The organism is Sulfitobacter noctilucicola (assembly GCF_000622385.1).
GTDB lineage: Bacteria > Pseudomonadota > Alphaproteobacteria > Rhodobacterales > Rhodobacteraceae > Sulfitobacter > Sulfitobacter noctilucicola.
Map to the genome: position 1 here is coordinate 270,226 of NZ_JASD01000008.1, position 21,219 is coordinate 291,444.

Below are 21,219 nucleotides of genomic sequence, written 5' to 3' on the forward strand. Positions count from 1 at the left end.
GCTTATCCGCCCGTCATCGGTGGGAAAAACGCGACCTCTCGGGCGCCCGCGATCGGGGCGTCGAAATCAACCAACTTTTGGTCCACCGCCACACGCAATGCGGACAAGTCAGAGAACGCCAGATCATAGCGATCCTCCCGACCGCGCAGTTCGGCAACCAGATCGGCAACTGTTGACGCCTCTGTCTCGACCTGTTCGCGTGGCAATCCGATCCGTTCGCGTACCCATGCGAAATAAAGTACATCCATCACTTCGGCTCCCTAAGATGCGGCAAGGCTTTGACCAGATAGTCGAATCCGGTCATCGCCGTCAGTGCCGCTGCGATCCACAACAACCACAGACCGACGCGGCCCGCCCATTCCATGCCCGCGAACTTCCACTGCAGGCCCAAGACGTCGTCTTCTTCGCCGTTCAGAATGGCTTCGATCAGGCTCTCGTCCATCCCAAAGACCGACATGCCGAGGTAATGTTCAAACACACCCTGACTGAACAACACCGCAATGGCGGTCATCTGGAATGTTGTCTTCCACTTTGCCAGCTTCGTAACCTTGAGCGTCCCCGCCACATCGCCCAGGAATTCGCGCAGACCAGAGACAAAAACTTCACGGAACAGGATCAGTGTCGCCGGCAAAACCAGCCACGGCGACCAGCTGGAAAACCCGATAATGACCATCAATGCAATCACGACCATCGCCTTGTCAGCAATTGGATCCAGCATCGCACCCAGCTTGGTCTCCTGCTTCCACGCCCGCGCGAGGTAGCCGTCAAACCAATCCGTTACAGCGGCTGATACGAACAGCAGCAGCGCAAACCAATCTGCGTAAGGCCGCGTAAAATAAAGGAACATCACCGCGACCAAAGGGGCGGCAAGCAGACGCAAAAGCGTCAGAATATTAGGCAGGTTCCACTTCATGCCGGCACCCTACCTTGCGTTGCGCACATGTGAAAGCACCAACACCCCACTTGGATACGTCTTGTTTTCCGCTCGCATTTCAACCCGTATCAACCGCGCTCGTGAAAGTAGGCATAGATCGTTTCGGCCAGCGCATCCGACACACCATCCACCGCTTTGAGATCCGAAAGATTGGCCCGCCCCACGGCTTTGGCCGACCCGAAATGCGCCAAAAGCGCCCGCTTGCGGGCCGCGCCAACGCCGGGCACATCGTCCAAAGGCGTGGCCCCGACTGCCTTGGCCCGCTTCGCACGGTGCGTGCCGATTGCAAACCGGTGCGCCTCGTCCCGCATCCGCTGCACAAAATAGAGCACCGGATCGTTGTGCCGCAGTGCCATAGGTCGTTTGCCGACACGGTAAAATTCTTCCTTGCCCGCGTCCCGGTCCACACCTTTGGCCACACCAACCATTGGAATGTCTTCCACACCGTATTCACGCATGATCGATGCCACCGCACTCACCTGACCAGCGCCCCCGTCAATCAATAACAGTTCAGGCCACTGGCCCTCCTTACGCTCGGGGTCTTCCTTGATCAGTCTCTTGAAACGACGGGTCAGCACTTCTTTCATCATGCCGAAATCGTCACCGGGCGTCAGATCGTCACCGCGTATATTGAATTTGCGGTACTGGTTTTTCATCATCCCGTCAGGTCCGGCCACAACCATCGCGCCCACAGCGTTGGTGCCCTGGATGTGCGAGTTGTCGTAGACCTCGATACGCGCGGGCGGCCCCGGCAACTCAAAGGCATCCGCCAATCCCTGTAGCAGCCGTGTCTGCGTTGCCGTCTCCGCCATCTTGCGCGCCAGCGACTCGCGTGCGTTGCGCAGCGCACCATCTACAAGTTCTGCCTTCTCACCACGCTGAGGGACCAGCAGCTCTACCTTGCGGCCAAGCTTTCCCGACAGCGCATCAGCCATCAGATCAGGGCTTTCGATCTCATTGCTCAAGATGAGCTGCCGCGGCGGCTCGCGTGTGTCATAAAACTGTCCGATAAAGGCTTCCAACACCTCGGCCTCGTCAACATCCGCGCCGACACGCGGATAGTAGTCCCGGTTGCCCCAGTTCTGATTGGCACGGATGAAAAACACCTGCACACAGGCCTGCCCGTCTTGCATGTGCAGCGCGATAATATCGGCCTCTGATACGCCCTTGGGATTGATACCCTGTGCAGTCTGCACCTGCGTCAGCGCTTTGATCCGGTCGCGGAGCGCCGCTGCCCTTTCAAATTCCATGTCTTCGGAGGCCTGCGCCATCTCTGACGCTAGCCTCGCCTGAATATCCGTGGTCTTACCACTTAAAAACCGCTGCGCGTCTTTGACCGTCTGTCGGTAGTCTTCGGGGCTGATCTTACCCACACAAGGCGCGGAACACCGCTTGATCTGATGTTGCAGACAGGGCCGTGTACGGCTCTCGAACATGGAATTCGAACAGTCACGCAGCAGAAAAACACGCTGCAATTGGTTCAGTGTACGGTTAACAGCACCGGCACTAGCGAAAGGACCATAATACGTCCCCTTTTCTTTCTTCGCGCCCCTATGCTTTTTGATCTGCGGATAGTCATGCTCGGACGTTACCACGATGTTCGGGAAGCTTTTGTCATCGCGCAGCAACACGTTGAATTTTGGCTTGAGCTGTTTGATCAGGTTTTGCTCAAGCAGCAGCGCCTCTGTCTCTGTCTTGGTTGTCAGAAACATCATGGAGGCGGTGTTGGAGATCATCCGCGAAATACGCGCTGAATGCCCCGTTGGCCGCGCGTAACTGCTGACCCGCGCACGCAAATTCCGCGCCTTACCGACATAAAGAACTCGGCTTTCGCTATCGAGCATCCGGTACACGCCCGGAGATGCATCAATGGTCTTGAGGTAGCTCTGAATTACCTCATAGCCGACCGGTTGTTTCTGCGTTTCTTGAGTCATTTCAACCTTTGATTCTCAGGCACTGCTGCAATATGGCGTCTTCGGTAACAAGTGTTAACCTGTCCACGAAACATGTGGATAAGTCTGAGGGTAACATCGGAGCGGGTTGATTTTATCGTTGTTTTCGGCAGACTTCAACGAATTGCCTAATTTTTAGGCACTATTCCAAACCGCTGATTTTCTTGGATATTTTTTATTGTTCTTCGCCAAGCTGCTGAAAATTAATGAGTTTTAACACAAATCTGTTACATTGTATTCGGCAAGTGCAGAACTCTTACTACCATAGGTCTCACTCGACACCCAAGACATCCGGTGTCTTCCATCCCAGATGCTGTCCGCCATCAACACACAGCAGTTGTCCGGTCACCGCTGGTGCATCCAGAAAATACCCCAAGGCCGCTGTGATGTCAGCCGGATTGGCACCCCGCCCCAGCACAGTACTGGCCCGTTGGTCGGCAAAGTGTTTATCCGACTGGCGCGCGCCCTGAAGGGTCGGGCCAGGCCCAATGGCGTTCACCCGTATGGACGGCGCAAGCGCCTGCGAAGCCGTTTGCGTCAACGCCCAAAGCCCCATCTTTGCGAGCGTATAGGTCATGAATTCCGGCGTCAGCTTGCGCACCCGCTGGTCAATCATATTCACGATCAAACCCGTCGCGAACGGCTCTCCTGAGGCATCTTTATCCGCGCCAAGCCCTTGCTGGGCCATCGACTGGCTCAGCACAAAAGGCGCGCGCAAATTGCTGCCCATATGCCTGTCCCAGCCTTCGCGGGTAGCGCTTTCAATCGTGTCGTATTCAAAGATTGACGCGTTATTCACAAGGCATGTCACAGGACCGCCCAATCCTTCAACAGCGTCCTCAAACAACTGCGTTGTCTCGGCGTCAGACAGCAGGTCGGCCTGCAAAGCAATCGCACGCTGACCGGAATTCCGAATGTCTCGCACAACATGCGCGGCACCCTCTTCGGAACTGGCGTAATGCACAGCAACGTCAAACCCGCGACTGCCCAGATATCGCGCCATAGCAGCGCCAAGACGGTTCCCCGCCCCTGTCACCAATGCCCGCTTCATTGTCTCTCCTAAATCAGCACAACAACCAGATAGCTGACATATAGGACGCTCAGCACGATTCCCCAGAACCGCGTGATATCCATCTTGAGATATACGAACGGGAACAACATGAGCGACGCGCCCAGCATAACCCAAAGATCAAACCGCAAAAATTCAGGATCGACCCTGATCGGGCCGACAAGACTTGCGATACCGATGATGGCCAGCAGATTGAACAGGTTCGACCCGATCACGTTGCCCAGTGCCACATCCGCCTGTCGCCGCAGCGCGGCCATAACTGTTGTGGCAAGCTCCGGCAAAGACGTGCCAATCGCCACCAGCGTTAACCCGATCACCGTATCACTGACACCGTAGGCTTGCGCAATGATGGTCGCGTTATCAACCAGCAAACCAGCACCTACAGGCAATCCGATAAGGCCCAGTACAAGGAATGTCGCGATCTGCCATGTGGGCATATCGGGGTCTGCCCCTTCGGGTTCTTCGGTGTCTGTAACCTCACACGCCTTGCGGTGTGCACGTGCATCGCGGAACGCATCCCCAAGCACGTAGGCCAATCCACCCAGCAGCACCAACCCTGCGATCCAGTCGATCACACCGCGGAAGGCAAGCGCGATAAACAATACTGACGCCGCAATCATAAAGTTGAAGGTCTTGCGCGTGTTACATTCCGATGTGTGCATCGTGGCAAGTAGCGCGGGAATACCCAGAACAAGCAGGATGTTGGCCGTGTTGGACCCTACGACGTTGCCCAGCGCCAAACCCGGCACCCCGTCAAGGATCGCCTTTACGGAAATCAAAAGCTCCGGCGCGGATGTTCCGAAAGCCACGATTGTCAGGCTGACAATCAACGCAGGTACACCCAGTCGCAGCGAAAGGTTAACCGCTCCTTTGACCAGCGCATCCCCGCCCAACAGCAAAATCACAAGCCCGAGGCCTGAAAGTAACCACGGCATGATCATCAAAGGTTACTCCCACAGGCACAGCGCCCTTTTCCGATACGGTAACGTCCGCATCCCTTACATTTAGTCTGCGTCAGTCGTTTGGACCCAAGCCAGTGCATTTTGCCGAACCAGGCAAGCAGACCCATAAAGACCAGAAACAGAAGAACAATCTTGGCAACCATGGATCAGAGACCAAACCGCGCAAAGGCTGCGCGTTCTTCGATGCCCTGAACCGCATCGCTGGCCATCTTTGCGCCAAACCGCGACAGCAGCCCGCGCTTTACGCCATAATTGCGGAACCTTACCTTATCGCCAAAGAGGTCCTTCATCTTGGGTTGCAAATGGCCGATGCCATCAATCAACCCCAACTCGGCCGCACGTGCACCAAGCCAGATTTCGCCCGTAAACAGATCTTTGTCCTGCGGAAGCTTACCAGCCCGGCGCGTGGTGATGTGTTCTTTGAAATTCACATGAATATCTTCAAGCAACGCCTTCAACCGCGCGACATCTTCCGGGTTCTCGGGGCGGAAAGGGTCAAGCATGCTTTTGGACTGGCCAGCCGTATAGACACGGCGCTCAATTCCATAGTTGCGGATGAACTCGTCCAATCCAAAAGACGCAGAGATAACGCCGATGGAACCTACGACCGATGATGGGTCAGCATAAATTTCGTCCGCTGCCGCAGCCAGCCAGTAGCCACCCGATGCCGCAACGTCTTCGACGAAAGCGTATACCGGAACGTTCTTCTCTTCCGCCAACCTGCGAATACGTGCGCCGATCAGCGAGGATTGCACTGGGCTGCCACCGGGCGAATTAATCACCAGCGCGACCGCACTCGGCTTGCCCTTTGAGAACGCGCGCTCAAAAACCGGAGCGAGCGTCGCATCATTCAATGCGCCGCGCCCCGACCCTGCAATCATGCCCGCAAGGCGGACAACTGCAACGGTAGGATCAGATTTCAGGAAAGGTAGCCAGTTCTTCATGTATCCTCATGTAGAGTGTGAGTTCTGTTCAGACAAGGCAGCCTCCCGCTTTATTGCCTGATGCGCCAGCCTGTGCGGAATATCCACCAGATGACGCCAAGGCACAGCGTGGTGAACAGCCCGATTGCCACAAGGCTGGTAACAATCGGCACATCCGCCGTATCAAAAAACGCCCAGCGAAAGCCCGAGATCAGATAGACAACCGGATTGAACATCGAAATCGTCTGCCAGACAGGCGGCAGCATAGCGATGGAATAGAACGACCCGCCCAGAAACACCAAAGGCGTCACAATCAGCAGCGGCACAATCTGTAACTGTTCAAAGTTTCCCGCCCAAATGCCGAGGATAAATCCAAACAGGGCAAAGCTGACCGATGTAAGAACCAGAAACGCCACCATCGCCAACGGGTGCGCAATACTGAAATCGACAAAGAAAAACGCCGTAATCAGGATAATAAATCCGATTATCAACGCCTTAAGGGCTGCGGCACCGACATAACCCAGCACAATTTCAAGGAAACTGATCGGTGCTGCGAGCAGTTCAAAGAACGTCCCGATGAACTTCGGGAAATAGATACCAAAGGATGCGTTCGAGATCGATTGCGTGATAACCGTCAGCATAATCAGCCCTGGCACAATGAACGCACCATAGCTGACGCCTTCGACTTCCTGAATGCGGCTGCCGATGGCGGCACCAAACACAACAAAGTAAAGCGACGTCGATATCACGGGGGCCAGAAAGCTCTGCGCGATTGTGCGGAAAAAGCGGGCCATCTCGAACCTGAAGATGGAGATTACAGCCATCCAGTTCATGCTGCATCCTCCGCGCCTGAGGTCTCGTCGCCTTCATGTACAAGATTCACGAATATCTCTTCGAGGCTGGATTGCCGTGTCACCAGATCACGCAACGTCAGCCCCGCCTTGGCCACATTAGCCAGCAGTTTTGTGATGCCTGTGCGTTCCGCCCTCGTGTCGTAGGTGTAGATCAAGGCAGTGCCGTCATCCGACAGGCGCAGCGTATCCGATCGCAGGCTTTCCGGCACTTCGCTCAAGGTTTGCGTCAACTGCACCTCAAGCTCCTTCTGGCCCATCCGCGCCATAAGCGTGTCTTTGTCCTCCACCAGCATCAGTTCGCCCTTGGCAATCACCCCGACACGGTCTGCAATCGCCTCGGCTTCTTCAATGTAGTGGGTTGTCAGAATAATCGTCACGCCGTCCGCCTTCAGGTTTGCGACGACGTCCCACATGTCCTTGCGCAGCTCGACATCCACACCAGCCGTCGGCTCATCCAGAAACAGGACACGCGGATCATGCGCCAGCGCTTTGGCGATCAACACACGGCGCTTCATGCCGCCTGACAGCTCTCTGATCTGGTTGTCCTTTTTGTCCCACAGCGACAGCTGCCTCAGAACATGTTCGATCGCCGCATCATCAGACGGCTTGCCAAACAAGCCACGTGAAAACCGGACCGAATTGATGACCTTCTCAAACGGTTCAAGATTTATCTCCTGCGGGACCAGACCGATCATCGAGCGGGCCGCACGATAGTCACTCAGAATATCGTGGCCACCAACCGTCACTGACCCTGACGTCGCTGTTGTGATACCACAGACCGTTGAAATCAGGGTGGTTTTTCCAGCACCATTTGGTCCGAGCAAGGCTAGGATCTCACCCTCTCGAATGTTCAGGCTCACGCCCTTGAGCGCTTCGAACCCTCCTTTGTAGGATTTCTTAAGGTTCGTAATCTCGACGATATTTGACATGACGGGGTCCTTCCTGTCGCGGAACGTAGTTTGATTACCCGACAGGCAACAGACCCGATCAGGCCTTTGAGCGGCCGAACCAACCTTTTTTCGCTGGCGCGTCTTCGGCGCTCTCGGATTCTGCCGCGATATCCTCGGCAGGCCCTTCCAAAGCGTCTTGAAGATTCTGGAAGAATTGATCTGCCATCTTTTTGGCAAATCCATCAATGATCCGGCTTCCCAGTTGCGCGAGCTTCCCGCCAACCTTGGCTTCCACATCATAGCTCAGCTCGGTTCCGCCATCTTTTTCAAGCAGCCGCACTTCGGCACCGCCCTTGGCAAATCCCGCAGCACCACCCTTGCCGGAGCCGTCGATTTTGAGCGAGGTGTCAGGGACCAGATCAGAGATCGTGACCTCACCTTTAAAGGTCGCCTTTACCGGTCCGACCTTCTGCACAACAGTTGCTTCAAACCCGTCCTCGACCGAACCTGTGACCTCCTGCGCGCCTGGCACGCATTGCTTCAACATTTCAGGATCCAGCAAGGCGGCGTAAACCTGTGCGGGGGGCACCGCAATCTGGCGGGTATCGGACATCTGCATGAGGTCTACTCCTTGTTTGACATTTCGCCGCCTAGTTAACGCGGCATTTGAGGGCGCGGCAAGAGGTCGCGCTCAAGTCGGCATTCAGGACACCTGCACAACAACCTTGCCGGTCGCCTGTCGCGACCGCAGCAGGTCCAGCGCTTCGTTCGCCTGCTCCAGCGGCAAAACGTTGCTGACATGCGGTTTGATCTTGCCTGCAACGTACCATTCAATAAGCGTCTTGAAGCTGTCGGTCAGCACAGCGGGGTTCAACCGCGCATACGCTCCCCAGTAAAACCCCATGACCGTAAGGTTCTTGACCAGCAGAATGTTCGCCGGAATTTGCGGCACATCACCGGAGGCAAAGCCAAGCGGCAGCAGCCGTGCTTCGGGATTGCACGCTCGCATAGCTGCCTTGAACTGGTCACCGCCAACCGGATCATAAACGACGTCGGCGCCGCCAAGTGCTTTCACGATCTCACGGATGTCATCGGTCTCTGAATCGATCAGATGATCCGCACCCAGAGTACGGCAGATCTCAAGCTTTTCCTTGCCACGCGCGCATGCGATCACTTCGGCCCCCATAACTTTGCCCAGCTCTACTGCCGTCAGCCCCACACCGCCCGACGCACCCAGCACCAGCAACCGCTCACCCGCCTGCATCTTGGCCTTGTAGTCCAAGGCCACGTGACTGGTACCGTACGTGATTAGAAACGCCGCGGCATCTACTGCAGACATCTCATCGGGGATAGGTACACAGACCTCCGCAGGCATCACCGCATATTCAGCAAGCCCGCCATGACCCACATAGGCCGCAACCCGTTGGCCGACCTCCAGATGCGTCACCCCATCGCCTAGCCCTTCAATTGTTCCAGCCAGTTCCATGCCCACCGTGAACGGCAGCGCAGGTTTTTCCTGATAGGTCCCTTTAATCATCAGGGTATCGCCGAAATTCATGCCGCACGTGTCGATCTGCACCAGCACCTCGCCCTCGGACGGAACCGGCAATTCTACATTCTGCAGGGTCAGCGGGCTGTCATAAGCGGTGACTTGCATGGCACGCATCGGGGCAATCTCCTTTGTCCGTTCAGGCCGCAGATGGCCCCAAGCCGCAAGGAATGGCAAGAGCGTCCTTAGCGCCTGAACCGCACCTCAACCCGCAGACCGGGTCTGTTATCGTGCAATTCCAGCCGTGCGTCATGCAGCGTGGCAACAGCTTCAACAAGGCTCAGACCCAAACCATGGCCAGGCGTATTCCGGCTGCGGTCCAGACGGTACAGCCGGTGCAGCACCTTGTCCCTTTCATCAGGATCAATCCCTGGTCCGTTATCTGCGACGATCAGCGTGCAGGCACCGCCCGATTGCTCCAACGACACCTTGATCTCGCTCCCCTGCGGCGTGTGCCTGTGCGCGTTCTCGATCAGGTTTGACAGCATCTGCCCCAGAAGGGCCCGATCACCCTGCACTATCATCTCGTCTGCCGGATGTTCAAAACTCAAACGGTGGCCGGTCCCGCTGAGGGTCGGCTCGAACATCTCGGTTACCGTACTGCCCAGCGCCACCAGATCGACAGGCGCAAATCGGGCCTTCGGCGATCCTGCCTCCACCTGTGCCAGTTGCAACAATCCCTCGAAGACGCGGCCCATATCATCCAGTTCGCCTTGCATCTTGTCCGCAAGGATCGCTTCCGCAGCCTCATCGTCTAACTGTCCGCGCAAATCCTCAAGGTACAGTCCGACACGTTGCAGCGGTGTCTTCAAATCGTGGGCGATGTCCGACGATACCCCCCGCAATGCCCGCATCTGCCCTTCCTGCGCCCCTGCCATCTGGTTCAGCTTACCACCGATCTGCACAAGGTCCTCAGACCAGCGCGGCCCGATATCGACGCGTGCGCCCAGATCGCCGCTTGTCATCCGGTCAAGCGCCGCTCCCACCACTTCGACATGACGTTTGGAACGACGGGCAAGGAACAAACCGCCAGACAGCGCGATCAATACCGTCGGGATGAGGCTGATCCAAAGGATGTTCAGGAAAACCCCGCGCAGCGCCACAATTTCTGCCCTGCTGCGGGCTATTGTAATAACCCCCCCATAAAGCGCGTCAGTCAGCGACAGGTAGTCCCCTTCATAGCCTGTCCGCGCCCCGTCAAGCGATACGATGTGAAATCCTTCATCATCACGCGCAATGGCCCCATTGCCATAGATACGTCCGGTGGGTGAAATGTAGCTTAGGATCAGCCGGTCGGGATCAGCCTCGCGCGATTCCGCCTCAACCAGCAGCGCAACAGCGCGGGCTGTGGGGGCAGCGCGAAATCCGGCCAAATCCTGCCGCAAATCTGCGCGGATCGTCTGCTCGAACGAAGATTGTGTCACCGCATAGCTTGCCGCAAGGCTCAGCAAGCTTACCACAGCAAAGAGCGCCACCAGCAGCATTGCCAGCCGCAGCGGCATTGACCGCCAGAATTGCCGCAAGCGCCCCGTCACGCGACGATCCGGTATCCGGCACCACGCACCGTTTCGATCAATTCAGTCTCGAACGGTTTATCCACCTTCGCCCGCAAGCGACTGATGTGCGTTTCCACCACGTTCGTACCGGGGTCAAAGCCCAGATCCCAGACACTCTCAAGCAGCATGGTCCGCGTCTGGACCCTGCCTTTGCGGCGCAAAAGATGTTCTAGCAACGCAAATTCCCGTGGCAGCAATTCGATCTCCTGGCCCGCACGCGTTACCTTGCGCGTCAGCAGATCGATTTCCAGATCACCACCACGCAATACTGTTTCCGCCTCCATCGTTTGCGGACGGCGGGCCAGGGCGGCAATGCGTGCAGACAATTCACCAAAGGCAAAGGGCTTGGCAAGGTAGTCGTCCGCGCCAGCCTGCAATCCCTCAATCCGGTCCTCTACATTCCCCAGTGCGGTCAGCAACAGAACCGGCGTAGTATTGCCCGCCCCGCGCAGCGTTTTGAGCACGGTCAGACCGTCCACCTCCGGCAACATCCGGTCGAGCACGATCACATCGTAACTGCCAGAGGTCGCGGCGATCAGCCCTTCCTTGCCGGTATCTGTCATGTCCACCACATGCCCCTCTTCACGCAGACCGCGCGCGATGTAGGATGCCGTGGTGTTGTCGTCTTCGACGATCAAAAGCTTCATAAGAGTTCGCTGTTACAGTTTAGGGCAACCGGCCCGTTCCTAGACATATAGCCGCTGCGGCCTTGCGGCAAAACTCTGGACGCCCGGAATGCAGGTTACAAAATTGTATAGGCTCGCGCAGGTGGCTGTTATCCCGCTCCACCATATGGGCCTCATACCATTCAAAACAACGAGGCTGATATGCACTCCGTACTCACCAAACCCACCCGTACCGCAGCCGCTGCGCTGACAGCGGCACTTCTGTCGGCAACCACACTGACGGTCGCCCCCACGTCCGCTTTGGCCGTGCCCGCTGGCGGCTATGCCGATCTGGTCGAAGAAGTCTCGCCCGCCGTCGTCTTTATCGAAGTCACCGGCAAGGCGTCTCCTGCCAGCGATCATGTGCCTCAGAACATCCCGCCACAACTGCGTCGCTTCTTTGACGATCAGGGCCGCAGTGCACCTGCGCAGGGGCTTGGGTCCGGCTTTATTATTTCCGAAGATGGAAAGATCGTGACTAACCACCACGTTGTGGACGGCGCGGAGAAGGTAAGCGTCAAGCTCGCCGATGGTCGCCGCTTTGACGCCGAAGTTGTGGGCAGTGACCCGATGACGGATATTGCCGTGCTCAAGGTGACGGCCGATGTTGATCTGCCTACCGTTTCCTTCGGTCCCTCAACTGACCTGCGTGTGGGTGACGAAGTTGTCGCGGTGGGCAACCCCTTCGGGCTTGGCGGTACCGTCACCTCCGGCATTGTTTCCGCCCTGTCACGTGATATCAGATCGGGCCCCTTCGATGACTTCATCCAGACCGATGCCGCAATCAACCGCGGCAACTCCGGCGGGCCCCTTTTTGACAACGCAGGCAATGTCATCGGCGTGAACACGGCCATCATCTCTCCCGGTGGCGGTTCTGTGGGCATCGGTTTTGCAGTTCCTTCCGATCTTGTGCAGATGATCGTGGCCGATCTGGCTGATGATGGTCAGGTGGCGCGGGGCTGGCTGGGTGTGAACATACGCCCGATGACCGAAGAGGTCGCAAATGTATTGGGCTATGACACCCCGAAAGGGGCGGTGGTCGAAGCGGTAAGCCCAGATAGCCCAGCGGCAAAGGCGGGTCTGAGACGTGGCGACATTATCGTATCCTTCGGTGACACCGACGTTGTTGAACTGCGCGACCTGACACGTGCTGTCGCCACGACAACGCCCGAGGCCTCATCCAAGGTAACCGTCTTGCGCAGAGGCGCGGAAGTGACGCTCGACGTGACTGTAGGTACGCTCAAACCGAATGATGCCTGATCACGACATGCACGAAATACCATAAAAACCGTTGAAGATGCCCTGCACCCTGTGTGCGGGGCATTTGCGTCTCCGGTGTGATCACACTGCCGAACTGGGGCTCTGCCGCTACGGAAATTGAACCGTGGCACACCCGAAAAAGGTGCAAACAATCAGCCGGAATGCAAAAAACCGACATAAACTTTTCGGTTTCACTTGAGAAACCCTGCCAAGTAAACCAGATATAGCCAACCTATGTCAGGCCCTTGATCAGGAGTTCGCGTGTCCCTCTTCCTTATCGTCGCCTTGCCCTTCTTGGGTGCATTGTTTCCCGGTCTTATGATAAACGCGGGCAGGCAAGCCTGTGCCGGTGTCACATTTACCGTCACACTTGCCGCCTTTGTCGGTCTCTTGACCAACTTACCTGCCGTTTTATCCGGCGAAGTTGTCACGGCAGGGATCAACTGGCTTCCGGGGATCGGGCTGAACGTCAATCTGATGCTCGACGCGCTCGGGTTCTTCTTTGCTCTGCTGATCCTTGGCATCGGCCTTTTGATCATCACCTACGCGCGGTTCTATCTGTCTCGCAATGACAACATGGGCGAGTTCTTTACCTATCTGCTGCTTTTCCAAGGCGCGATGGTTGGCATTGTTCTGTCCGATAACATCCTGCTTTTGCTGATATTTTGGGAATTGACGTCGCTATCGTCCTTCCTGCTGATCGGGTATTGGAAACATCTGCCCGAAGGCCGCCAAGGCGCGCGGATGGCGCTTGCGGTGACGGGGATGGGTGGCCTCGCGCTGATCGGTGGCATGCTGATCCTTGGCAACATCGCGGGCAGCTATGACCTCAGCGTCATCCTGCAAAACCGTGAGATCATTCAGGACAGTCCGCTCTATCTGCCTGCCCTCATCCTGATCCTGCTGGGCTGCTTTACCAAATCCGCGCAGTTCCCGTTTCATTTCTGGTTGCCGCACGCAATGGCGGCCCCTACGCCTGTCTCGGCCTATCTGCACTCTGCCACGATGGTCAAAGCGGGCATTTTCCTTATGGCGCGGCTTTGGCCCGTGCTGTCGGGCACACCGGAGTGGTTTGTCATTGTCACAACAGCCGGTCTGGTCACGATGGTTCTGGGCGCTGTAATCGCGCTCTTTAAACACGACCTGAAAGCGCTGCTGGCTTTTTCCACGGTCAGCCATCTGGGCCTTATCACCATGTTGCTGGGCACCGGCACCGCATTCGGTGCCATGGCGGCGGTGTTTCATATTCTGAACCACGCCACGTTCAAAGCGGCGCTGTTTATGTCGGCAGGCATCGTTGACCATGAAACCCATACACGCGACATCCGCCGATTGGGCGGTCTGCGCCACCTGATGCCGATCACCTTTACGATCGCCAGCATCGCCGCGCTGTCGATGGCCGGTATCCCCCTTCTCAACGGCTTCCTATCGAAAGAGATGATGCTGGAAGAAGCCAACCACACAGTTCTGTTCGATACGCCTTGGCTGGTGCCGACGCTGGCCGTTGTGGGTTCGCTATTTTCGGCCGCCTATTGCTTCCGCTTGATCGGACATACGTTTCTTGGCGCAAAACGCGACGACTATCCTGCAAAACCACACGATCCGGGTGCAGGTATGTGGATGCCGCCTGCCGTTCTGGTCGTTCTCGTCGTTGTCATCGGCTGTGCGCCATTCCTGGCAGAACCGTTTGTGAAACTCGTCACAGGTGCCCTGCTGGGTGAAGCCGCGGATGTGCCAAAGAACTACTTCAAAATCTGGCACGGGCTTGTGCCTGCGCTTTATATGTCCATCGCGGCTGTTGTCGGTGGACTGATCGCGCTGGCCTTGTTTAATCCTCTGCTCAAAATCTGGGATACGGTACCGCGCCCCGAAGCCAAAACGATCTTCGACAGCATCATCGACGCCGCCGTTGCCCTTGCCAAACTGATTATCCGGCCTCTGCATGACGGTGCCTTCAGCCGATATGCGGCAATCGCCGCCGTGACAATCAGCGCCATCGGGTATCATGCTTGGGTGACCGGCAGCGTAGGCGCGCCAACGCGCACGGCCCAACAGGCAGGACCGGTTGAGATTGCAGGCTGGCTGATGCTTGTCGCAGCCACCGTCGGTCTGGTGTTCCTGCACCGCAACCGCTTGCTGTCCCTGATCCTGATCGGCATCGTCGGTCTGATGGTATCGGTTGGCTTCGTCTTCTTCAGCGCACCTGATCTGGCGATGACACAGATCACGGTTGAGGTGGTCACCATCATTCTGCTGTTGCTCGCGCTGAACTTTCTGCCCAACCGCACCCCGGTCGAGAGCGCGGTTCTGCGCCGTATGCGGGACGGTGCGGTTGCCGTCGCCGCAGGGATCGGCACTTTCGCGCTCTCCTATCATTTCCTGCTGCGCGACGCGATCACGACGCCCATTTCCGAATTCCACCTTGCCAATTCCTATAAAGGTGGCGGCGGCACGAACGTAGTAAACGTGATCCTTGTCGACTTCCGTGGCTTTGACACTTTTGGCGAAATCATTGTGCTGGGCATCGCTGCCTTGCTGATCTTTGCCCTGACCGAGACCTTGCTCTTTGGGCCGGTGCGTGCGCGTCTGCTTAATCGCAAGCCCGACCAACCCAGAGCGGGTGATATGCATCCGATGATGATGGTCGTCCTGACCCGCGTGCTGATGCCGCTTGTTATTCTGGTCGGTTTTTACATCTTCCTGCGCGGCCACAATGAGCCGGGTGGCGGGTTCATCGCGGGCCTGATCGTCTCTATCGGTGTGGTTATGCAATATATGGCCAGTGGTTTTTCCTGGACCAACGCGCGGCTGCGGTATCCCTACCACGGTGTCATCGGTGCAGGCGTTTTGATTGCAGGTCTGACCGGCATCGGCTCATGGTTTGTAGGCAAACCGTTCCTGACGTCGGATTTCACTTATGTCCGGATCCCCCCCTTCGAGAAGTTCGAGCTGGCCACTGCTGCGCTCTTTGATCTTGGAGTTTTCCTCGCCGTGGTCGGGGCGGTGATGTTGTCGCTAGAAAGCTTCTCGCGACTGGCGCGTCGCGCCCATGTCAAAGACAGTGAACATCCGATGGATATTGACCCCTCGCGCGATCCTGCCGATCCGAACAACCCGAAACTGGAGGGCGTGTAAAATGGCACTCGAACTGCTTGTCGCCTCAGCCATCGGTATATTGACCGCTGCAGGTATGTATCTGGTCCTGCGGTTGCGCACTTTTCCGGTCATCATGGGGATGTCGCTGCTGACCTACGCTGTGAACGTTTTCCTTTTTGCATCCGGTCGTTTGGCCACAGGCGCACCGCCTATCCTGACAGACGCCACGCGCTATACCGATCCGTTGCCGCAGGCGCTGGTTCTGACGGCAATCGTTATTTCCTTCGGTATGACTGCCGTTGTGGTGATGATTGCGCTCGGTGCCTACCTTGGCGGAGATGATGACAAGGTGAATGACCCGGATGAGGATGCGGACGTATTGGCGGAGGATCGCACATGACCCACTGGATCATCGCCCCCGTCGTACTGCCCGCATTGCTGGCCCCTTTTATCATTCTGGCTGCCCGCTACCATATCGGCATCCAGCGCGTGTTTTCTGTCGCGGGCGTGCTGGGCCTCATCGCCATAGCCGCGGGCCTTGCTTGGCAAACCTCGGATGGGACCGTGTTGCTGTATCAACTCGGCGATTGGGCAGCCCCCTTCGGTATCGTCGTCGTGGGCGACCGGCTTGCGACCCTGATGGTCTTGTTGACGGCGGTGCTCGCCCTTTTTGTGCTGCTTTACGCTATCGGCTCCGGTTGGGATGATCGCGGGCGGCATTTTCACGCGCTGTTCCAGTTTCAGCTGATGGGCATCATGGGTGCCTTTCTGACCGGCGACCTTTTCAATCTGTTCGTATTCTTCGAAGTCCTGTTGATCGCCTCTTACGGGTTGATGATCCACGCAGGCGGTCATGTGAGGCTGCGCGCCGGTGTGCAGTATGTCCTGTTCAACCTCATCGGCTCGACCCTGTTTCTATTCGCGTTGGGTGCAATCTATGCGCAGACTGGAACGCTCAACATGGCCGATCTGGCACAGCGTGTGGCGTTGATTGATCCCGCCGATACTGTGGGCATCCGCGTCGCCGCCGTTTTGCTGCTGATGGTATTTGCGATTAAGGCGGCGGTGGTGCCCCTGCATTTCTGGCTGCCCTCGAGCTATGCCGAGGCCCCGGCCCCCGTTGCCGCGCTGTTCGCGATCATGACAAAGGTCGGCGCGTATTCTATCATTCGCGTCTACACGATGATCTTCGGGCCGGACGTTGCTGTAACTGGCGGGCTCTATTCCGTTTGGCTGATGCCCGCGGCCCTGCTTTCGCTGGCCATTGGCATGATCGGCGTGCTGGCAGCGCAAAAACTCGACCGCCTGATCGCCTTTTCCATCATCGGCTCCATGGGCATGGTGATGGTTGCGATTGCGATGTTCACACCCGCTGGCATCACGGCCGCGCTTTACTACATCATCCACTCCACCCTTGCCGGTGCTGCCTTGTTCCTGATTTCTGATCTGGTGCGCGCCGGCCGGCCCAACCTTGAGCTGACGGCAATGCCGCCAATCTCGGGTGCCGCGCTCACCTCGGCGTTGTTCTTTGCCGCCGCCATCGCAATGGCCGGTTTGCCGCCACTGTCCGGCTTTCTGGGCAAGCTTATGATCCTCCAAGCAGGGTTCAGTACACCGCAGGCATCGTGGATTTGGGCAGTCGTCCTTATCTCCAGCCTGATCAGTATTGTCGGGTTCGCGCGTGCGGGTTCCACCCTGTTCTGGAAAGCCAAAAGCGTCGAACCAGAGCCGGACGCGGAGGTAGCGCCCGCCCCGGCACCGCTGTCTTATATTGCCGTCGGTGGTCTGATCACCTTGCTGGTGGCGCATACCGTCTTCGCTGGTCCGGCCTATACCTATGTCGAGCGGACCTCAGCGCAGCTGTTCAACCCCGAGCCCTATATCTCGACCGTGCTGGACACGCCCGGCAAGCTAAGCAAACCTGCCAAGGAGGAGCATTGATATGACCCGCGTCTTCCGCTGGCTATTTCCCCACCCTGTCCTGACCTTGCTGCTTGCGGTCGTCTGGATCCTTTTGCAGAACGGCTTTTCTGCGGGAATGGCGGTCTTCGGTCTGATCCTTGGCATCATCATCCCACGCATTACCGCCGTCTGGTGGCCCGAGCGACCCGGCACGATCCATTTGGGCCGCATGACCAGCTACGCGATCATCGTGTTGTGGGATATCATTGTCGCCAATGTGCAGGTGGCATGGATTGTTCTGACGGTCCCGAACTCCAAGCTGAAACCTGCGTGGATTGTTGTGCCGCTGGACCTGCGCCAACCCGAAGCAATCACCATTCTGGCAGGTACCATCACATTGACCCCCGGCACGGTTTCCGCCGATCTGTCGGATGAAGGGCACAGCCTTTTGGTGCACGCGCTGCACACCGACGATCCGGATGGCGTACGAGACGATATCAAGCACCGCTACGAGCGCCGCCTCAAGGAGATTTTTGCATGACTGCTGCAACAGATTTCATGAACATCGCCTTTATCATTGCCTTTGTTGCTGTGGCATTCGCGCAGGTGATGTCGATGATCCGTCTGGTGATCGGACCTTCGGTCGGCGATCGCATTCTGGCGCTGGACACCATGGTGGTGAACGCCATCGGGCTGATCGTTCTTCTGGGTATCGCACAGGGTACGCGTATATATTTTGAAGTTACGCTGATCATCGCGATGCTTGGGTTCGTATCAACTGTCGCCTATGCGCGGTTTGTGCTGCGGGGGGACATCATCGAATGAGTTTTGAAATCATCGGTATATATGCAGTCGGGGTTTGTTTGTTGCTTGGTGCGGGTTTTGCGCTTGTCGGCACCATTGGCCTGTTGAAATTCAACGATTCCATGACGCGCCTACATGCCCCGACTAAGGTGGGCACGATCGGCATCGGTGGGCTTCTGCTCGCGTCGATCATCCATTCGTTTGTCTATGGTGAAGGATCACTGCACGATCTGCTGATCATGGCTTTCCTGTTTGTAACAGCACCTATTTCGGCAAATTTCATCGCCAAAGTGAACATCCACAAACGGTCCTGCGACACGCCTCCTTTGCCGCCGCGTGACGACACGTGGTCAACACTGAATGTACCCGAAGCGGACCGCGAACTGGCGACCCAGGACGATACGCCAGCTGGCTAACACCCCGAAAAAAAGCCTGTCCCCGAAGGGACAGGCCTTGAAAGCAGTTGCTTTTCAGCAGCCTAAGCCGCTGTTTACTTGTCGTTAATTGGTTAGCGTGGTGCCATGCGGATGGCTCCGTCAAGGCGGATAACCTCACCGTTCAGCATGGGGTTGTCGAGGATGTGGCAAACGAGTTTTCCGTATTCCGCAGGCTGGCCCAGACGCGACGGGAACGGAACCTGCTTGCCCAGAGAATCCTGAACATCCTGCGGCAACCCTTCAAGCAGAGGCGTCAAGAACAGGCCCGGCGCGACAGTGCAAACCCGCACACCCTTGTCCGCCAGATCGCGCGCCATGGGCAGCGTCATACCCACGATGCCACCTTTGGAAGCTGAATAAGCGACCTGACCGACCTGACCTTCGTATGCGGCAACGGACGCTGTGTTGATGATGACGCCGCGCGCGCCGTCGGGGGCCATCGGATCAGCCCCGACCATCCGCGACGCAGCCTCTGAGGCGCAGATGAAAGAACCGATCAGGTTGATCCCGATCACCTTTGAAAAGAGCGCAGGATCATGCGGCGCACCGCGCGATACGGTCTTGGACGCGGGGCCGATACCTGCGCAATTCACCAACACACGTGGCGTGCCCATTTCAGACACAACCGCATCCATGGCCGCCCCCACAGAGGCCGCGTCAGAGACATCGACTTTGTGAAAGCTTCCGCCCAATTCTTGGGCCTTTGCCTGCCCTGCATCCTCGTTCAGATCGAACAAAGCGACCTTAAGGCCCGCCTGTGTCAAAGCCTCGGCTGTGGCGGCCCCAAGACCGGACGCACCGCCCGTCACAATCGCCACACTTCCTGCCCAAATTTCCATGATCTTCCTCCCGTAAATCTCTGCAGTCTTTAGACAGGGTACAGGCCGCGCCTGCAAGCGGTCTGACGGTCCCTAGTACAGTCCGAAGTATTCCTGCTGTTCCCACTGTGAGACGGTGAGGTGATAGCGGTCCCACTCAGAGCGGCGGATCCGGCACAGATAATCCACGAAAGCATCACCCAATTCGGAGCGATAGAGTTCAGATGCGCCAAATGCCGCGACCGCCGCGGCAAGTGTCTGCGGTAGCGGGGTGGCCGCAGCATCATAGGGGTCCTCGACCGGCGGCGGTGCGGGCCGTCCTGTGCGCAATCCTGCCATGCCCGCGATGATCTGGCTCGCAAAGAAGAGATAGGGATTGGCGGCGGGTTCAGCGATACGGTTTTCGATACGGCTGGCGGGGTCAGACCGGCCGGTCAGCGCCCGGATCATCGCACCACGGTTGTCACGCCCCCACGCAATGCGGTTGGGCGCAAGCTGATGTGGTTGATAGCGCTTGTATCCGTTCACTGTTGGCGTGCTCAGCAGACATCCTTCGGAGGCATGAGCCAGAAGGCCCGCGATCCACCTGCTACAAGTTTCGCTCAGCGCCTCGTCCTCAGGCATGAACAGATTTTTGCCGGTTCTGGTTTCGATCAGCGATTGATGCAAATGCCAGCCGCTGGCGGCTGCATTAGGAAGGTTAGGTTTGCACATGAACGTGGCATGCAGACCCTGCCGTGCGCAGACTTCTTTCACAGCGGTGCGCAGCATCACCATGTTGTCGGCATGGGTCAGCGGGTCGGCCGGATCAAAGGTAAACTCGATCTGGCTGGGCCCCATCTCCACTTCCATTGACCGCACATCCATACCCAGCGCCTGGCAGGTGCGGCGCAGCGCGTCCATCACTGGCTCCATCACGTCATAGTGGGTTTCAGTAAGAAACTGGTAACCCTGCGCTATATTCTGAGTCTCGACCGGTTGGGCAGGCATGGTGGCACCGGCATGATCCAGACGCGGATCCAGCACACGGAAAACGTGGAATTCGACCTCAAGGCCGACGACAAGCGCCTTACCATCCGCCGCCAGCTTCGCCACTGCGTTCCTGAGAATGCCACGTGTAGAGAGCGGCATCATACTGCCGTCCTTGTAGGCAAGATCACAGATGATCCACGCCGAATGGGGCGACCATGGCAAGGGTCGGAACGTGTCCGGATCAGGCACCATGAGAATGTCGCCTGCCCCACGCATTCCGCCTGCCACATCACCCTCGGCTGACCAGACAGGAAAGACAGTGCGGTGCGATGTATCTTTGAGCAAAAGCGTTGAAGGGGCCGCCATTCCGTTGGCCATGATGGACGGGAGCGCATCAGCCACTACAGTCTTGCCACGCAGAATGCCGTGTTGGTCAGGAAACAGAACGCGGACTGTTTCAATGTCCGAGGCCCGAAGTCTGTCGATCACATCAGCGCAGGCCGCAATGCCATCGCTATCGCGCAGGCCCGCTCGTGCCAACGCGCCACTTTCAATTTTTGACTTTAGATCAGTCAT

General features: G+C 57.3%; 21 protein-coding genes. 7 read left to right on the forward strand and 14 right to left on the reverse strand.

Annotated features, from left to right (window positions below; all coding sequences use genetic code 11):
* Nucleotides 1–2 precede the first annotated feature (2 nt).
* The 12 genes from moaD to Z946_RS0104905 form a co-directional block, all read right to left on the reverse strand.
* Nucleotides 3–248 (reverse strand): molybdopterin converting factor subunit 1, encoded by a 246-nt coding sequence (moaD, locus tag Z946_RS0104850; RefSeq protein ID WP_025054608.1) that lies wholly within the window; start codon nt 246–248, stop codon nt 3–5.
* A complete protein-coding gene (pgsA, locus tag Z946_RS0104855; protein WP_025054609.1) occupies nt 248–913 on the reverse strand; it encodes a CDP-diacylglycerol--glycerol-3-phosphate 3-phosphatidyltransferase in 666 nt (221 codons plus the stop codon). Before pgsA ends, moaD begins: the two co-directional genes overlap by 1 nt.
* A gap of 89 nt (nt 914–1,002) precedes the next feature.
* Nucleotides 1,003–2,868 carry an excinuclease ABC subunit UvrC gene (gene uvrC / locus Z946_RS0104860; protein WP_025054610.1) on the reverse strand — a complete coding sequence of 622 codons (1,866 nt, stop codon included), beginning with the start codon at nt 2,866–2,868 and terminating at the stop codon, nt 1,003–1,005.
* Nucleotides 2,869–3,157: 289 nt separating this feature from the next.
* Complete coding sequence (locus tag Z946_RS0104865; protein WP_025054611.1) at nt 3,158–3,937, reverse strand: SDR family oxidoreductase; 780 nt, start codon at nt 3,935–3,937, stop codon at nt 3,158–3,160.
* Nucleotides 3,938–3,945: 8 nt separating this feature from the next.
* A complete protein-coding gene (locus Z946_RS0104870) occupies nt 3,946–4,893 on the reverse strand; it encodes a calcium/sodium antiporter (protein WP_025054612.1) in 948 nt (315 codons plus the stop codon).
* 170 nt (nt 4,894–5,063) lie between these two features.
* Nucleotides 5,064–5,861 (reverse strand): S49 family peptidase, encoded by a 798-nt coding sequence (locus Z946_RS0104875; protein WP_025054613.1) that lies wholly within the window; start codon nt 5,859–5,861, stop codon nt 5,064–5,066.
* Between the two features lie 50 nt (nt 5,862–5,911).
* Nucleotides 5,912–6,673: an ABC transporter permease gene (locus tag Z946_RS0104880; RefSeq protein WP_025054614.1), complete on the reverse strand. Its 762-nt coding sequence runs from the start codon at nt 6,671–6,673 to the stop codon at nt 5,912–5,914.
* Entirely contained in the window at nt 6,670–7,623 is a 954-nt protein-coding gene (locus tag Z946_RS0104885) for an ABC transporter ATP-binding protein (protein WP_025054615.1), read from the reverse strand. Before Z946_RS0104885 ends, Z946_RS0104880 begins: the two co-directional genes overlap by 4 nt.
* Before the next feature lie 58 nt (nt 7,624–7,681).
* Nucleotides 7,682–8,203, reverse strand: coding sequence for an SRPBCC family protein (locus tag Z946_RS0104890; protein ID WP_025054616.1), 522 nt, complete (start codon nt 8,201–8,203; stop codon nt 7,682–7,684).
* An 84-nt stretch (nt 8,204–8,287) separates the two neighbouring features.
* A complete protein-coding gene (locus Z946_RS0104895) occupies nt 8,288–9,250 on the reverse strand; it encodes an NADPH:quinone oxidoreductase family protein (protein WP_025054617.1) in 963 nt (320 codons plus the stop codon).
* A 68-nt stretch (nt 9,251–9,318) separates the two neighbouring features.
* A complete protein-coding gene (locus Z946_RS0104900) occupies nt 9,319–10,635 on the reverse strand; it encodes a sensor histidine kinase (protein ID WP_221228635.1) in 1,317 nt (438 codons plus the stop codon).
* A 29-nt stretch (nt 10,636–10,664) separates the two neighbouring features.
* Nucleotides 10,665–11,336 (reverse strand): response regulator, encoded by a 672-nt coding sequence (locus Z946_RS0104905; RefSeq protein ID WP_025054619.1) that lies wholly within the window; start codon nt 11,334–11,336, stop codon nt 10,665–10,667.
* A 180-nt stretch (nt 11,337–11,516) separates the two neighbouring features.
* Here Z946_RS0104905 and Z946_RS0104910 point away from each other — a divergent pair, with 180 nt between their 5' ends.
* The 7 genes from Z946_RS0104910 to mnhG all read left to right on the forward strand — a co-directional run bounded on the left by Z946_RS0104910 (nt 11,517) and on the right by mnhG (nt 18,832).
* Complete coding sequence (locus Z946_RS0104910; RefSeq protein ID WP_025054620.1) at nt 11,517–12,614, forward strand: trypsin-like peptidase domain-containing protein; 1,098 nt, start codon at nt 11,517–11,519, stop codon at nt 12,612–12,614.
* 261 nt (nt 12,615–12,875) lie between these two features.
* The gene (locus tag Z946_RS0104915) at nt 12,876–15,749 is read left to right on the forward strand and encodes a monovalent cation/H+ antiporter subunit A (RefSeq protein WP_025054621.1); all 2,874 of its coding nucleotides are present in this window, start codon (nt 12,876–12,878) and stop codon (nt 15,747–15,749) included.
* Between the two features lies 1 nt (nt 15,750).
* Nucleotides 15,751–16,110, forward strand: coding sequence for a Na+/H+ antiporter subunit C (locus Z946_RS0104920; RefSeq protein WP_025054622.1), 360 nt, complete (start codon nt 15,751–15,753; stop codon nt 16,108–16,110).
* Entirely contained in the window at nt 16,107–17,651 is a 1,545-nt protein-coding gene (locus Z946_RS0104925; protein WP_025054623.1) for a monovalent cation/H+ antiporter subunit D, read from the forward strand. The genes Z946_RS0104920 and Z946_RS0104925 overlap by 4 nt, the downstream gene beginning before the upstream one ends.
* Nucleotide 17,652: 1 nt before the next feature.
* Entirely contained in the window at nt 17,653–18,153 is a 501-nt protein-coding gene (locus tag Z946_RS0104930; protein WP_025054624.1) for a Na+/H+ antiporter subunit E, read from the forward strand.
* Nucleotides 18,150–18,437, forward strand: coding sequence for a K+/H+ antiporter subunit F (locus Z946_RS0104935; RefSeq protein ID WP_025054625.1), 288 nt, complete (start codon nt 18,150–18,152; stop codon nt 18,435–18,437). The genes Z946_RS0104930 and Z946_RS0104935 overlap by 4 nt, the downstream gene beginning before the upstream one ends.
* The gene (mnhG, locus tag Z946_RS0104940; protein ID WP_025054626.1) at nt 18,434–18,832 is read left to right on the forward strand and encodes a monovalent cation/H(+) antiporter subunit G; all 399 of its coding nucleotides are present in this window, start codon (nt 18,434–18,436) and stop codon (nt 18,830–18,832) included. The genes Z946_RS0104935 and mnhG overlap by 4 nt, the downstream gene beginning before the upstream one ends.
* Nucleotides 18,833–18,924: 92 nt before the next feature.
* Here the strand turns inward: mnhG and Z946_RS0104945 are convergent, their stop codons facing one another.
* A complete protein-coding gene (locus tag Z946_RS0104945; RefSeq protein ID WP_025054627.1) occupies nt 18,925–19,692 on the reverse strand; it encodes an SDR family NAD(P)-dependent oxidoreductase in 768 nt (255 codons plus the stop codon).
* Nucleotides 19,693–19,764: 72 nt separating this feature from the next.
* Nucleotides 19,765–21,219, reverse strand: a complete 1,455-nt coding sequence (locus Z946_RS0104950; protein ID WP_025054628.1) for a glutamine synthetase family protein — start codon at nt 21,217–21,219, stop codon at nt 19,765–19,767.

Coding starts and splice junctions, on each gene's coding strand:
- uvrC (WP_025054610.1), bottom strand. CDS start 2,868: ATGACTCAAGAAACGCAGAAACAACCGGTCGGCTATGAGGTAATTCAG.
- Z946_RS0104925 (WP_025054623.1), top strand. CDS start 16,107: ATGACCCACTGGATCATCGCCCCCGTCGTACTGCCCGCATTGCTGGCC.
- Z946_RS0104885 (WP_025054615.1), bottom strand. CDS start 7,623: ATGTCAAATATCGTCGAGATTACGAACCTTAAGAAATCCTACAAAGGA.
- Z946_RS0104895 (WP_025054617.1), bottom strand. CDS start 9,250: ATGCGTGCCATGCAAGTCACCGCTTATGACAGCCCGCTGACCCTGCAG.
- Z946_RS0104890 (WP_025054616.1), bottom strand. CDS start 8,203: ATGCAGATGTCCGATACCCGCCAGATTGCGGTGCCCCCCGCACAGGTT.
- Z946_RS0104910 (WP_025054620.1), top strand. CDS start 11,517: ATGCACTCCGTACTCACCAAACCCACCCGTACCGCAGCCGCTGCGCTG.
- Z946_RS0104875 (WP_025054613.1), bottom strand. CDS start 5,861: ATGAAGAACTGGCTACCTTTCCTGAAATCTGATCCTACCGTTGCAGTT.
- Z946_RS0104905 (WP_025054619.1), bottom strand. CDS start 11,336: ATGAAGCTTTTGATCGTCGAAGACGACAACACCACGGCATCCTACATC.
- Z946_RS0104920 (WP_025054622.1), top strand. CDS start 15,751: ATGGCACTCGAACTGCTTGTCGCCTCAGCCATCGGTATATTGACCGCT.
- moaD (WP_025054608.1), bottom strand. CDS start 248: ATGGATGTACTTTATTTCGCATGGGTACGCGAACGGATCGGATTGCCA.
- Z946_RS0104935 (WP_025054625.1), top strand. CDS start 18,150: ATGACTGCTGCAACAGATTTCATGAACATCGCCTTTATCATTGCCTTT.
- mnhG (WP_025054626.1), top strand. CDS start 18,434: ATGAGTTTTGAAATCATCGGTATATATGCAGTCGGGGTTTGTTTGTTG.
- Z946_RS0104945 (WP_025054627.1), bottom strand. CDS start 19,692: ATGGAAATTTGGGCAGGAAGTGTGGCGATTGTGACGGGCGGTGCGTCC.
- Z946_RS0104950 (WP_025054628.1), bottom strand. CDS start 21,219: ATGACTGATCTAAAGTCAAAAATTGAAAGTGGCGCGTTGGCACGAGCG.
- pgsA (WP_025054609.1), bottom strand. CDS start 913: ATGAAGTGGAACCTGCCTAATATTCTGACGCTTTTGCGTCTGCTTGCC.
- Z946_RS0104880 (WP_025054614.1), bottom strand. CDS start 6,673: ATGAACTGGATGGCTGTAATCTCCATCTTCAGGTTCGAGATGGCCCGC.
- Z946_RS0104930 (WP_025054624.1), top strand. CDS start 17,653: ATGACCCGCGTCTTCCGCTGGCTATTTCCCCACCCTGTCCTGACCTTG.
- Z946_RS0104865 (WP_025054611.1), bottom strand. CDS start 3,937: ATGAAGCGGGCATTGGTGACAGGGGCGGGGAACCGTCTTGGCGCTGCT.
- Z946_RS0104900 (WP_221228635.1), bottom strand. CDS start 10,635: ATGCCGCTGCGGCTGGCAATGCTGCTGGTGGCGCTCTTTGCTGTGGTA.